Consider the following 13119-nt stretch of genomic DNA (forward strand, 5'->3'; position numbering starts at 1 on the left):
ATAACCTCCTGAATTTTAATGATTTCAACATCATTTAGAGAACTTTCATATCAACCTTAATTTGTTTATACTTTAAGCAAAGTAGTTAACAAACGATTGCCATGTTAAATCAAACCAAGCCGAAAACCATTGCGCTGCTAACCAGTGGCGGTGATGCACCAGGAATGAACGCAGCGATACGAAGTTGCACCCTTGCCGCTTTGCATTTTGGTTATCAGGTCATTGGTTTTAAACATGGCTATAGCGGCTTAATCAATAAAGAATATATTCGCCTCGATGAGACCAGTGTGCGCGATATCATCCACTATGGCGGCACCATATTAAAAAGTGCTCGCTGCGTTGAATTTGAGTCGGTACCTGGTCAGCAGCAAGCTGCACAACACTTAAAAGAACTGAACGTGGCTGCACTGATTGTGATTGGTGGTGATGGCTCATTTAGTGGCATGGTAGAACTTTCACGGTATTATCCGGGTGATCTCATTGGTATTCCTGGCACCATAGATAATGATATCGATGGCTGCGATCACACCATAGGCTTTGCCACGGCGGTAAATACATCGATAGAAGCCATTGATAAAATACGCGATACTGCCGATGCCTTTGAGCGTATTATGGTGATTGAGGTAATGGGCAGACACAGCGGTTTTTTGGCATTAAATGTTGGCATTGCCTGTGGTGCCGAACAAGTACTCACCTTTGAAAGTTTTCAGAATCCCGGGCTTGAGCTACAAAAAATAGCGGAACATATTAACCTGTGTAAAAAACAACGCGGCAGAAGCAGCTACTTGATAGTCACTGCCGAAAACCTTTGGCCTGGTGGCGTAAACCAGTTGTGTCTAGACTTGCAAGACTATGCCAACATAACCTGCACCCCTTGTATTCTTGGTTATATTCAACGTGGCGGAACGCCTGTGGCTAAAGATCGGATTTTAGCAACCAAATTAGGCGTTGCTGCAATACAAGCGGTTAAAGATAATAAAACCATGATAATGATCGGCGAAGTCGCATCACAAATTGTGGAAGTGCCAATTAGGGATGCGGTGAAACATAAAAAACAGGTAAATGGTGATTTACTGCAGGCACAAAATTCAATATTGGATATTGCTGAACTGGCTAAAATTCATAATTTATAATGTATAAACTAAAGCTAAAAGCTCTAGTTTATACATTACATATTTTATTCTAGATTACGGTACGAAAACCTATTCTACTAACCAAGCACCGCTTGTTTCACTTTGTCTTTATAACTACGGCTTACTTTCATTTCTTTATTGTTGGTCAATATTAAATAATATTCGCCATTGATGTGATTGCCAAATTTATCGATGTAACCTTTGTTAACTATGGTCGAGCGATGTATACGAAGAAACATTTTCGGATCAAGCAATTGCTCAAGATCTTTCATCGTTTTGCGTAATATATGAGTGCCGTCATGCGTATGAACACACATATAATCTCCGGCGGCATCAATGCATAAGATGTCTTTGGTTGGTACCAGCGTGGTCTCACCAACATCTTTTATCGCCAGCACATCCGAGTACTGACTCATACTTACCGGCGAGTTATTGGCCAATTCGGCCAGGATTTGTTCACAATCATTGCCGGTTACTTCACTGACCAGTTTCACCAGCTTTTCTTTATGCGCGGTATCTTTTGCTTGCGCCAGAGTATGTTTTACTTTGCTCAGGGCAGATTCTAGTCGGTCATGATCGACCGGTTTTAACAGGTAATCTAAAGCATGAATATCAAAAGCTTTGATTGCGTATTGATCAAACGCGGTGACAAAGACAATCAATGGCATTTTCTGTTGCATTTCTTCCAGTGCCTGCACCACTTGAAAACCATTGATTTCAGGCATTTGAATATCAAGAAACACCAGATCTGGTTGCTGTAATTTAATTTGTTCTATCGCTTCTCTGCCGGTGGCGCATAAACTCACTACGTCTACTTCGTCAAAAGCAGTTAAGCGCACTGCCAGGCCTTTTCTTGCTAAAGGTTCGTCATCAACAATTATTGTTTTTAATTTATTTGTCATTGTCTTTAGTGTCGTCTTCGTTATTGTTCAAGCTGAAACGGAATTCTTATGTTTATTTTAACGCCTGTGGGAATATTGTCACTAACTACTAACGAATAATTATTTTCATAGAGGGCAATTAACCGTTCTTTGGTGTTTACCAGGCCTACGCCATTCTCTCTTGCCAAATTACCATTGATGATTTCGGCACCAGGGCCGTCATCGGCGATCTCCAATTGCAAGTCGTTGGCAAAGCGCGACACTTTGATAAAAATAGTACCACCAGTTTCTTTCACCGCAATGGCATATTTAATCGCATTTTCAACCAGAGGTTGGAAAATCATACTGGGTACCAGGGCATTTTGGCAGTTGTTTTGCACTTCAAAACGCAATTGTAAGCGCTCTTCAAAACGCACTTTCTCAATATCTAAATATAAATTAAGCGCCTTTACTTCATCCGATAAGCTGACCTTTTTCATCGGATCCATATCCAGAGAGTAGCGTAAAAAGTCACTCAGTTTGGTTACCATGCCGTTGGCATTCTTGTTTTCATCGATGAGGATCAAGGTGGAAATGGCATTTAAGGTATTAAACAAGAAATGTGGGTTTAACTGGTAACGCAGCATTTTTAATTGCGCCTGGTTGGCAATATTATTGGCCGTTAGCACTTTCTCTTTTTCTTGTTGCAGCATCTGGTAATATTTAATACCAAAATACAAACCACTCCAGCTTAAGATAATATAGAATGACCACAGACTGTTTTGACTATAGTACCAGATAGAGTCTGGTTTCCAGCCATGTTTGTATATCTCCCAATAGGTAATATTTTTCACCACTTGCCATATTAAACCAGTGACGAAGGAAGATACAAACACCACCAAAGCAATTTTTATCGGGGTTAGATTCCAGGCTTTTTGGTAGATATAGCGTAACGGGATGGAAATGATTGCACCTGCATAGGCACCTAAAAAAATCACCCAAATGAATAAGTCTCTTAAGTCATGTAGCAAAGACCCAAGGAAGTGAACCAAAGCGAAACCAATCCAGCCACCAATATGCAGGAGCCAGAAAAAACGATTTCGATTTTCAATGAATTCTTTCCAGTTCAAAATTTAACTCTTAGTAATCAACGTAATAATAATTGTTAAGTTAATTATCACCGAATTAAACTGTTAACACACTGTTATTAATCGTAACTTTACAGCTTCTGGTCTCAAATACTAAGCTGAGATGATGTTGCTTAAATAGTCTTTACTGCGTAACTGCATCACTTTTTGCTGTTCGCTTACGTTATTTACATCTAACGACACAAACCATAAAGCATTGATAAATAAAGAATATTCATGGTAACGCGTTACCTTTTCAGGGCAAATAACATGACTAAACCTGCCATCACCTCGCAGATACTGCTGATAATGCTTAATAAAACCCGGCTGAAGAGACATATCTATCTGATTTATCGCTAAACACATTGCTAAATCAAATTCAGGCTCAGCAAGGTAACAATATTCCCAATCAAGCAAATAGTTTTTATTCACGGCGACTAAGATATTATTAAAATTAACATCACCGTGTGATAACACCAATCGCTTGTCATCAATGGTGATGGTTTGAATTAAACTGGCACTATAAGCCGCAAGCTTACCTATAGATGATGGCGGTAATTTAGCACTAAGTAGTAATTCGTTGAGGGTATCACTCAGCTCTAATCGAGTTACCCTGGCCTTCATTTGATGGCACTGATAAATAAGCTCTGCTGAAATTTGTAACTTCTCTGCTACTCCAAGGTCTACCGACATCAAGGTTGGTGCATCAATAAATTCAGTAATTAAATAACCAAGTTTTGGGCAAATTTCCAGGACCTGAGGTGCAAGCCCGACCTTGCTGGCAAGCTGTGATATGTCTAATTGCTGCTGTTCTTGGCCAACATTAAAAATTTTTAAAAATACTTGGCCGTTAGTGGTACTCACTTGAAAACATTGATGCGAGTAACCAGCGGTAATGACATTTACAGTCGAGCTGCCTTGCAGTACCGGGCTATTTTTAAGAATACTATCGAGTTGAGGCAACACTAAGCTCTTGTTCGTTTTGTTGGCTATGGTGCAACTTGTTCCAGTTAACGTAACCAATAATGCACATTAAGATATTAAATGCGAACAACACTGCCGTTGGTTCCAGACCTTTCTGCAAGAAGATAAAAACCGAGACGCTATTGATCACAAACCAATACAGCCAATTCTCCAATAACTTTATGGTGACCAAATACGTGGTGGCAATGGCAAACACTGTGGTAAAGGTATCTAAATAGGCGTAATCAGCATCGGTATAATTATCCATAAACCAGCCTAGCGATAAACTGATCAGTGACAAGCAGCAAATTAATTGCACATGTTTGATTACCGGCCACTTACACACAGGTAAAGAATTATTGGCCGTTAATAGATTGGAGTTTTGCCAGCGATACCAGCCATAAACTGCCATCACCATGTAATAAACGTTCAGTAACGACTCCATCAACAATGACACATCATAGAAAATGATGGTGAATATCAATGTTGAAATAAACGCCGCCGGCCAGCACCAGCTGTTGTTGCGAGCCACCAACACCACATAGGCGATGGAGAGACTTACCGCCAGCAGTTCCCAAAAAGGTAAATGTAGAAAATATTCAATGATACTTTGCAAAGTTTTAGCCTTAAAAATATTAGGTTTCTGTTTCAGGCACAGAACGATCGCCGCCGATAAATTTGACCACAAAAACGGCACTGCCTAACGTTTGATGAACGTGTTTGATCTCATTCATTACCGTACTCACCGCTAAATCGTATTCGCCAAAAACTTGCGAACTCATACCATTGGTGACTACTTTTAGTCCTTCAACTGCTCGCAAGGTGCGAATAAAGTTCCAAATTTCCGCCTTAAACTGTTCTTCGGCCAAAGGGTATAAACTAATTTCTATCGATATTTGCATAATAGTTCCTGATTCAGTTTTTTTCGGTAATGTATTAGTTTAGTCAGTATTTGAGCATAAAATACCAACTAAACAACGCCACGCAATGGCACATATAACAATGCGCAGCAGATTTATTAGAACTGATAATGAAAGGTTACACCAAATTCAGCCGGAGCACCTAATTGATAATAGCCTTTAGCAGTGTAACCATCTCGTGGATCATTACCAAAGAAAAAACCACGAGTTTGATAATCTTCATCGCTGATATTGCGGCCCCAGGCCTTTATTTGCCAGTTATCTTGCAGATAAGTTACCGAGGCATTAAGCAACTCTACAGCATCGGATTTATCTCGATGAGAATCAGAGAAGTAGAACTCGTCTTTGCCATCCACATTGACATTAAATAACCAGTTATCGAGTAGCTGATAATTTACGCCCAGGTTAAATTGATAGTTAGGCGCATGTGCCTGCTCTTGTCCAGAGAAATCTTCACCATTGCCATTGATAAAGTCTTTGTATTCACTATCGAGTATGCCTAACGCGCCGTATAACTCTAAACTGTCAGTTATTGCCCAAGAGCCATCTATTTCAACCCCTTGGTTAGTACCTGAGGCGGCATTATCAAGATAAATCAAAAATCCAGGAGTGCCATCAGGACGGGTAAAATTTTCATAGGTTTTTACCTGCATATCTTCCCGGTCCATGTAAAATACCGCAACACGGACATGGGCGCGATTATCTAAGAAATTCGATTTAACCCCGACTTCGTAATTCCACAGATATTCCGCATCAAACTCACGCTTATCTTCGGTTAGTGTGCCATCGGTATTCACCCCGCCGGCTTTAAAACCACGATTTATTGAACCGTAATACATGGTATCTTCGGTTGCTTGATAGGCCAATACCAGCTTGCCACCGAATAACGTTTCATCAGGATCAAAGCTTAATGATTGCGAATCGCTATAGTCTAATTGCCACTGCTCTACTCTTAAGCCGGTGGTTAAAGTAATTTTGTCATCAAGCTTACTGTCTAATTGCACAAAACCGGCGAGTGTATCGGTTTCGTATGTTGAATTAAAATCGCCGGCAGCATAGGTGTATTGTCTTAACAAATCGTTTTCTTCATTACGCAGGTATACGCCAGCAACCCAAGCGGTGGTGTTGTTGAAGATATTATCACCCGGCTTTGACAATAAGCGAAATTCTCCGGTAAATGATGATCGGTCACGAAAATAGTGATCCGTTGAAGAATAATCACCGAAAGGACATTCGTTTACCTGACAAAGCGTTGGGTTACTCCAATCTTCATCGTAACCGTAACCCATATCTGAATCGGCATAGCTAAATATTGACAACACTTCGATGGAGTCTAAACCGTCATAACTTACCCGTACGCTAGAAGCAATGGTTTCTTGAGTATCAACACCTGGTTGATCAGACATGGTTTCACGGTTGTTATCTAACGAAAAAGTGTCATAGCCATTGTCAAAATCAAAATAAAATACGGCCAAGTCTATGCTTAAATCATCGGATGGATGATAAGAAAACTTGCTGCGTATCGTTAGTTCATCACGGTTATTGGTATCATCGCTATTCAGATGAGTATTTTCAACAAAGCCATCGCTGGTAAATTGCTCCACAGCAAAGCGATACGCCAGATTATGTGAGGCAGGACCTGAGATCACGGCAGCAATTGCGGTGGAATTATAATTACCTGCCATCAGCTTGAACTCACCTTCGAATTCATCACTTGCCGCGTTAGTGGTGATATTCACCACACCTGCCATAGCATTGGCACCAAAACGTGTGCCTTGCGGGCCGCGAAATACTTCGACTTGTTGTACATCAAACATCGAAGCAACGCTGCCGATGCCGGTAAAATCGACATCATCAATGACCATACCCACTGACGGGTTGATTGGTTCTTGAAACTGACTGCGTTCACCGATGCCACGTATTTGATAATAGCGTGCACGGTTACTGCCACTTGAAAAATTAACATTAGGCGTTGCCAGAACAATTTCTTCTAAGTTTTGGGCATTTCGTACGGCGATATCATCTTCGCTAATTACCGATAAAGAAGACGCTGTGCGTTGTAAACTTTGATTACGAAAATCACCAACAACTTCAATAACCTCGATGTTAGTTTCACTAACTTGGTTAGCAGTTTGGCTAGATTGTTGTTCGGCGATGGCAGACTGTGAAATCAGCCCGATGGTGATAGCACTACACAGTGCCGTTTTTTGAAAGTTCATTTCAGATCTCTAAAAATTTATTTTAATGATCCGGCACAAAAAGGATAAGTTGTTTGCGATGGTGTTGCAATATCAACAGCATAAGCAGATTTTACCATTCCTACGCCGGTATTATCCGGTTCAGGTTCAAAGGGTTTGCTGCGAAGCTTGCATCTCAGTTCACTAAATAAATTATTGTTAATTCACTTAGTGAACACCCCCTGGTTCGGTGCGAATACTAACAAGTTTTAGCACTTTGTAAATACTTGCAGTAATAAATTTTTACGCTGTTGCTATCTTTATTGTTATATGAATAGCAGATAAAAACGTTTGAACTAATTCTCTTGGTTAAACAGACAACATTGGCCCTAGCCGTTTGCCACCGAGCAAGTGCATATGAATGTGATACACTTCTTGGCCACCATGGCTATTGCAATTCATGATTAATCGATAGCCATCAGCACTAATGCCCTCCTCGATCGCCAACCTTTTCGCAACGGTGATCATTCTGCCTAGCGTTAATTCATCATCCTCCTCAACATCGTTGGTGGTGGCAATAAGTTTATTAGGGATGATTAAAATATGGGTTGGTGCTTTTGGCGAAATATCACGAAAGGCAGTTACTAAATCATCCTGATAAAGTAGTGGCGTAGGGATTTCCTGGCGGATAATTTTGGAAAATATGGTTTCTTCAGCCATGTCTAAATTCTCTTTTGTTATGGTTATCTATTATTTCGTTACGGGTGCTTTGAAGCTAGCCAGCATTGCATTGATTAGTTGTTGTGTTTTTTCTTGTTTCTCATCTACCGGCACTTTTGACGGCAGGGCTTTGGTGACCACTGAGCGCCAAACCGATTTGCCCAGTTTAGGATCAACAAAATCGATGATCATTGTTCCTTCTACATACTCTCTTATATCAACTTCCGTTATTGGCGCAGGCATACCGTAGGCACCACGACAACGCCAACACTGGTAATAGCCGCTGTTATACGTTGTTAATCGAGTTCTATCTTTCGTCACTAGCTGAAACCTAACTTGCATATCGGCATTGTCAACTTCTGCAGTGGTCATGCCCTTTTGTTGCAAATTGCTGGTGATGGCTTTGATCACTCGTTCATTGTCCAAATCACTGATGGTTCTATTTAACGTTTTACTGGCACTTTGATCCGCCGGATAACTGTCAAATACCACAAAGGTTTGTAATTGACTGAAATTATATTCCGGATTGAAATCCACATCAGGATAGTATGTGGTGGCACAAGAACTGAGTAAAAGAATAAATAATGCCGATTTAAGGTCAGAGTAATTCATTTTAGCGCCTCGCAAATAACAGTAATTATAGAATATACCCGTGCTAGCTCAAAGTGCAAGATTTCAGTGGGAGTTAAAAGCAATTTAGGCAAGGCATTAAATTTAGAGAATGGTTGTTCCATTGTTAAATTTAATAACGCGGCATAAATTGCTTTTAATCCCACCGGAACGGAGTGTCTGAGCAACCTCACTTCTTCGTTGCACCTATTTGGAAGGGATCACCATTACTGCATAGCTGCGCCTTGAATTGAAATTGCTCAGTCACTCTGAAACATGCACTTTGAGCTAACGCGGGTATGCAATACGGTAAAATTTAACTAAATGAATCATTTAAATTAGTTATCTGTAATTCTTGCTGGATAGTCAGCAAAATTAAACCAGTCATTACCGCGAATGAGAGCTCGGTGCTATATTTTAACAGTAGACATCTGCTACCGGAGTAGTAACGCTAATGAAGCTGCTATTTTTAGGCACCGTATCGGCCACCCCGACTCGTAGCCGCAATGTGAGCGCCACGGCAATACAACCTAGTGGGCAAAAACACTGGTACCCGATGGATTGTGGTGAGGCAGCCAGCATCAAATCTTAAAAACACCGTTAAGCCTGCATACTCTGGCAGCCATTTTTATCACTCATCATCACGGCGATCATTGCTTTGGTCTACCAGGCCTACTTGCCAGCGCTTCTTTGAATGGCCGTCGTCACAGACTCACCCTAATCTGCCCCAAAGCCGTTTGGCAATTTATTCAAGGGGTAATTAGTAGCGTCAAAATGGAACTCGGCTTTGCGCTGGCCTTTATCCCAATCGAAAGCCAGCGTGACCGGCTGGAATTTGACCATGTTGATGTAGAAATAGTCCCTTTTTCTGGTGCGAGATTTTGACCAAATCGCAATCGACAAGGATGGCAGCTGCACGAAGGAAAGCTGACTCTGAATATTCCACTCAATCATGCAGTTGAGCTAAGGGATCCATTTCCAGCTGGGTTTCCTATCTCTGAAATGCCTAAAGCCTAACAGTCCACCATGTATTTCACCATGGGGCATATTGGCTACCAGTTGCCGGTATTCATTGCCATTTATTTTGACCATGTGCTGGTGGTCTCCGGCTTCTATATAGACATAAGGGCTAGACAGTAGCTCATCATCAACCATCATTTTTAGGTTGTAGGCTTTGCCAACACTAGGAATGGCCCCTTTTTTGCAGTCGGGGAAAAGCTCTTTCAGCCTGGTTTCATTTACCAATTTATACTGGCTGTCAGTGAGTGTATTGAGTCGATTAAGAGAAACACTGCGTCTGGCAGGGACGCTGGCCATCAGAAAATTACCATCGGTGTCTTCTAGGATCACCGCCTTAGCGACTTGTTCTGGGGGCAGCCTAGCTGACTTGGAACTATCGAGGGCCGTTTCTGTCGGGCGGTGTTTAATAAGCTCATAGTCAATGTGTTGTTTAGCAAAAAATTGGTTCAAAGTGATTGCAACAGCCATAATACTCTCCCACGATCCATATTTGTCTATTACTAAGTTTAGTCGATCTCTGTATGTCTGCCTTATTACCGTAGTTGTTGAGGTTCTAGAAAGTGCTATTACGCGAGGTTAAAAACCCCGCCAACCCTAATGACAAAAAAAAACGATAAGACCAGGGTCTTATCGTTTTTGTTAAACAAAATACCGACTATAGATTATTGTAAATGTTTCGCTAAAAACTTTTCCATCTTAGAGTACAGTTCAATGCGGTTTTCTTCTTTTCTAAAGCCATGACCTTCGTCTTTTTTCATGATCCATTCGTCATCGCTTAATTCAATGCCTCTATCTTCAAGGGCATCGCGTAAATCGGTGGCGTGTTGTTTTACTACACGTGGATCTTTCGCCCCCTGAACTATCATTAACGGCGCTTTAATTTTATCAACGTGCGCTAATGGTGACATACGTTTCATTAGTTCTTTGTCATCCGGATCACCAATGCGGCCTTTCATCAATTCTTTTTGTGGCTCCCAATGCTTAGGCATTGAATCAAACAGTAAGCCTACATCGGTTACACCCACGTAATTGATACCACATTTGTATAAATCTGGTGTAAACGTTAATCCTGCCATGGTGGCATAACCACCGTAACTGGCACCGTAAATACACACTTTATCTTTATCGGCGATGCCTTGCTCAACAAGATAGTTTACTGCATCGGTAAGATCGTTTTGCATCTCGGCACCCCATTTACCACCATAACCGGCTTGTTGGAATTTACGACCATAACCGCCCGAACCGCGGTAATTGACTTGTACCGTAGCATATCCTCGGCTGGCAAAGAATTGATGTTCCGGGTTAAAGCCCCATAAATCTCTTACGCCAAAAGGACCACCATGCGGGTTAATAATTAGCGGTAATTTCTTACCATCTGAGTCTTTTGGAATTGTTAAGTAGCCACGAATGGTTAAACCGTCACGACTGGTAAACTTTATTGGTTCCATTGGTGACAGATCTGTAGGCTTAAGCCATTCCATTCTTGGAACTAGCGAGCTAAGGCTTGGTGTATTACGGTTATACAGGTAGTAATGACCTGGGTCATTATCATTACTGACGAGTACGATGTTAAGCATTTCATCTTCAGATTGACTGGTGATGTTTACTCTTTTACCCGGAAATGATGCCTCTAAAGACTTCATCATGGTTGCCGTTGCTTTGTCAAAATATACGGTTTCAGGGTAATCATCAAAATAACTGATACCGAGTAATTTTTTCTGCTTACGTGACATCATCAAACCACTAACATCAACAACATCATGGCCGAATATCATTTCACCGAGTTTGTTGGTTTGTGGATCAAACTTATAGACCGCACCGCGATCTCTGCCAATATTTGATGAAACAAACATGGTTTTGTTGTCAAAATCAAAACCTAAAGGACTCATGCCTTCATCTTCAACGTTAAATTCCTGTAAAACGCGGAACTTTTCTTCGCCTTTATCTTTGTAATGAAACTTACCTTTTAAGCCTTTGATAGATAACGCGCCACGAACATCACCATCGTGATCCAAAACCCAGCCTTGCACATCACCAGGATTTTTGGCGATGATTTTCATTTTGCTGTTTTTTTCACGCTTTTCGCTCCACTTACTGTCTAGTGGCAATTTATACAAATCTGGTGACTTAACTCTACGGCCATTATATTGAATTATGATATGGTCCGGGTCATCCATTAATGGATGAACTGTTGCGGCAGATCTAATGCCTTCGGTTGAAACATTTGAACCAACCAATTTAACCACTTTTGACTTTTTATCTGTAGTATCGATGGTGAAGATACTAAACGCTTCATTACCATCACTATCGAGAGTAAAAACGATGTCGTTATTGTTAGCCCAATAAAATGAACTAATATTCTGCTCTCTGAAACCAGTTATGGGTCGAATATTTTTCAAACCATTCGTTTCCATAATAACTATGTTTCTGCGCTTATTTACCGGTGATAACACCGCGATATATTTACCATTGGGTGATAATTGCAACGCTGAGAACTCTGGGTTTTTAAAGAAGTCCTTAACATCGATATCACTGGCTTTTGCCCAAGTAGCTTGAGAAGCTAAAGAGAAAAACAGTACCAAGCCTATTTTTATTATTGTCCGCATAAATTTTTCCATTTTTTGTGAGTAACATGCAGCTTAAACTGTGCTGCTTTATGTTATACATTTATCTTAACTATTTTCATTTTAGCCTGATGGCTAACGATTAACGTGTTAAAAATTTCACTTTTCGATTAAATGCACAATTCAAATTTTGCATAATCAAGCTCAATTGTTAACTGGCTGTTAATGCAGCTTACAAAGATAGCACTAGAATCGCATAAAAAACAATGAGATCAACACTTCCATATTCAGGGAAAAGTATTAAATAGTAAAATTTTAATTACAGCAAATTACCACTAAGATAAAGCAAGGGTTGTTATTAAAATAATTTAAGATAGAAGCGTACCGATCTAAGTGCTTCTGCTAAGGCAGGTTTTCAAGCATTGTTGTTGCGGATTGCCCTAAGTTGTTGTCAGCTCCCATCTCTACGGCTGTGGTTAGTGCAGCGCGAGCTTGCTCAGTGTTGCCGAGTTGACTATTGACGAAACCCAGCGTTAGCCAAATTCTTTGATCCTTAGGATTCACCGCCACGCCTTCATTGAGCTTGAGCAGCGCTTCTGTTGACCTACCAAGATAGTGCAGCGTGAGTCCCAAATTGTTATAGGTAGTAACGTTATCTGGGGAAAATGCCACGAGTTGCTCATACAATTGCGCCGCCCTGCTGTACTGCTTGTTGGCGAAAAATTCATTGGCCTGACGTGATATTTCAGCTGGGCTCTCGATCTTCGGGTGATTTGTTGGTAACGGTTGTAACTGTGCGGAGTAGACTTCTCTGTTGAGGTCTGGCAATGAGAACGTAGGTTGGCGGTCTATCAGGGGAGCTGCGCTGACTTTATCGGAGTCATCAATGTAGTATTGGCGCGTGATGGCAAACACAACCAGTCCGAAGACGACTTGGAATACCACCATTGAAATCCAGAATGTAGAGCTGCGAATCATAGTTATCACCAATTTTGACTGTTAAGTATAGCTTAATTTAATTCGGGC

The 13119-nt window shown here is 40.9% G+C and carries 14 protein-coding genes and 1 riboswitch; of the genes, 3 read left to right on the forward strand and 11 right to left on the reverse strand.

Annotated features, from left to right (window positions below):
- The first annotated feature begins 101 nt into the window (after positions 1-101).
- Positions 102-1133, forward strand: coding sequence for an ATP-dependent 6-phosphofructokinase (locus ND16A_RS11300; RefSeq protein ID WP_033077201.1), 1032 nt, complete (start codon positions 102-104; stop codon positions 1131-1133).
- Between the two features lie 77 nt (positions 1134-1210).
- On the opposite strand, the gene ND16A_RS11295 is transcribed toward ND16A_RS11300, so the two are convergent.
- The 8 genes from ND16A_RS11295 to ND16A_RS11260 form a co-directional block, all read right to left on the reverse strand.
- Complete coding sequence (locus tag ND16A_RS11295; RefSeq protein WP_033077202.1) at positions 1211-2035, reverse strand: LytR/AlgR family response regulator transcription factor; 825 nt, start codon at positions 2033-2035, stop codon at positions 1211-1213.
- A 20-nt stretch (positions 2036-2055) separates the two neighbouring features.
- Complete coding sequence (locus tag ND16A_RS11290) at positions 2056-3123, reverse strand: sensor histidine kinase (protein ID WP_033077203.1); 1068 nt, start codon at positions 3121-3123, stop codon at positions 2056-2058.
- A 111-nt stretch (positions 3124-3234) separates the two neighbouring features.
- Complete coding sequence (locus ND16A_RS11285) at positions 3235-4086, reverse strand: choline/ethanolamine kinase family protein (protein WP_160173497.1); 852 nt, start codon at positions 4084-4086, stop codon at positions 3235-3237.
- Entirely contained in the window at positions 4067-4699 is a 633-nt protein-coding gene (gene pnuC, locus ND16A_RS11280) for a nicotinamide riboside transporter PnuC (protein WP_052073005.1), read from the reverse strand. Before pnuC ends, ND16A_RS11285 begins: the two co-directional genes overlap by 20 nt.
- A 19-nt stretch (positions 4700-4718) precedes the next feature.
- A complete protein-coding gene (locus tag ND16A_RS11275; protein WP_033077205.1) occupies positions 4719-4985 on the reverse strand; it encodes a hypothetical protein in 267 nt (88 codons plus the stop codon).
- Between the two features lie 116 nt (positions 4986-5101).
- Complete coding sequence (locus tag ND16A_RS11270) at positions 5102-7222, reverse strand: TonB-dependent receptor (protein WP_033077206.1); 2121 nt, start codon at positions 7220-7222, stop codon at positions 5102-5104.
- An 80-nt stretch (positions 7223-7302) separates the two neighbouring features.
- A riboswitch (TPP riboswitch) is annotated at positions 7303-7433 on the reverse strand.
- A 116-nt stretch (positions 7434-7549) separates the two neighbouring features.
- On the reverse strand, positions 7550-7900 hold the full coding sequence (locus ND16A_RS11265) for an HIT domain-containing protein (protein ID WP_033077207.1): 351 nt from the start codon (positions 7898-7900) through the stop codon (positions 7550-7552).
- Positions 7901-7930: 30 nt separating this feature from the next.
- Entirely contained in the window at positions 7931-8512 is a 582-nt protein-coding gene (locus ND16A_RS11260; RefSeq protein WP_033077208.1) for a DUF4136 domain-containing protein, read from the reverse strand.
- Between the two features lie 451 nt (positions 8513-8963).
- Between ND16A_RS11260 and ND16A_RS21680 the strand changes: the two genes are divergently transcribed.
- Positions 8964-9101: a hypothetical protein gene (locus ND16A_RS21680; protein ID WP_235282045.1), complete on the forward strand. Its 138-nt coding sequence runs from the start codon at positions 8964-8966 to the stop codon at positions 9099-9101.
- Between the two features lie 38 nt (positions 9102-9139).
- On the forward strand, positions 9140-9394 hold the full coding sequence (locus ND16A_RS21990; protein WP_443080321.1) for a hypothetical protein: 255 nt from the start codon (positions 9140-9142) through the stop codon (positions 9392-9394).
- A gap of 78 nt (positions 9395-9472) precedes the next feature.
- Here the strand turns inward: ND16A_RS21990 and ND16A_RS11255 are convergent, their stop codons facing one another.
- The 3 genes from ND16A_RS11255 to ND16A_RS11245 form a co-directional block, all read right to left on the reverse strand.
- Positions 9473-9997 carry an aminoacyl-tRNA deacylase gene (locus tag ND16A_RS11255; protein WP_033077209.1) on the reverse strand — a complete coding sequence of 175 codons (525 nt, stop codon included), beginning with the start codon at positions 9995-9997 and terminating at the stop codon, positions 9473-9475.
- A 194-nt stretch (positions 9998-10191) separates the two neighbouring features.
- Positions 10192-12135: a S9 family peptidase gene (locus ND16A_RS11250; RefSeq protein ID WP_033077210.1), complete on the reverse strand. Its 1944-nt coding sequence runs from the start codon at positions 12133-12135 to the stop codon at positions 10192-10194.
- A gap of 360 nt (positions 12136-12495) precedes the next feature.
- Positions 12496-13071 carry a tetratricopeptide repeat protein gene (locus ND16A_RS11245; protein WP_033077211.1) on the reverse strand — a complete coding sequence of 192 codons (576 nt, stop codon included), beginning with the start codon at positions 13069-13071 and terminating at the stop codon, positions 12496-12498.
- Between the last annotated feature and the right edge of the window lie 48 nt (positions 13072-13119).

The sequence above is a fragment of the Thalassotalea sp. ND16A genome (genome assembly GCF_000764205.1).
Taxonomy (GTDB): domain Bacteria; phylum Pseudomonadota; class Gammaproteobacteria; order Enterobacterales; family Alteromonadaceae; genus Thalassotalea_A.

Bases quoted from the DNA above. Each gene is read 5' to 3' on its own strand.
- ND16A_RS11270 (WP_033077206.1), bottom strand. From the start codon at position 7,222: ATGAACTTTCAAAAAACGGCACTGTGTAGTGCTATCACCATCGGGCTG.
- ND16A_RS11255 (WP_033077209.1), bottom strand. From the start codon at position 9,997: ATGGCTGTTGCAATCACTTTGAACCAATTTTTTGCTAAACAACACATT.
- ND16A_RS11275 (WP_033077205.1), bottom strand. From the start codon at position 4,985: ATGCAAATATCGATAGAAATTAGTTTATACCCTTTGGCCGAAGAACAG.
- ND16A_RS11260 (WP_033077208.1), bottom strand. From the start codon at position 8,512: ATGAATTACTCTGACCTTAAATCGGCATTATTTATTCTTTTACTCAGT.
- ND16A_RS11295 (WP_033077202.1), bottom strand. From the start codon at position 2,035: ATGACAAATAAATTAAAAACAATAATTGTTGATGACGAACCTTTAGCA.
- ND16A_RS11245 (WP_033077211.1), bottom strand. From the start codon at position 13,071: ATGATTCGCAGCTCTACATTCTGGATTTCAATGGTGGTATTCCAAGTC.
- ND16A_RS11300 (WP_033077201.1), top strand. From the start codon at position 102: ATGTTAAATCAAACCAAGCCGAAAACCATTGCGCTGCTAACCAGTGGC.
- ND16A_RS11250 (WP_033077210.1), bottom strand. From the start codon at position 12,135: ATGCGGACAATAATAAAAATAGGCTTGGTACTGTTTTTCTCTTTAGCT.
- ND16A_RS11265 (WP_033077207.1), bottom strand. From the start codon at position 7,900: ATGGCTGAAGAAACCATATTTTCCAAAATTATCCGCCAGGAAATCCCT.
- ND16A_RS21680 (WP_235282045.1), top strand. From the start codon at position 8,964: ATGAAGCTGCTATTTTTAGGCACCGTATCGGCCACCCCGACTCGTAGC.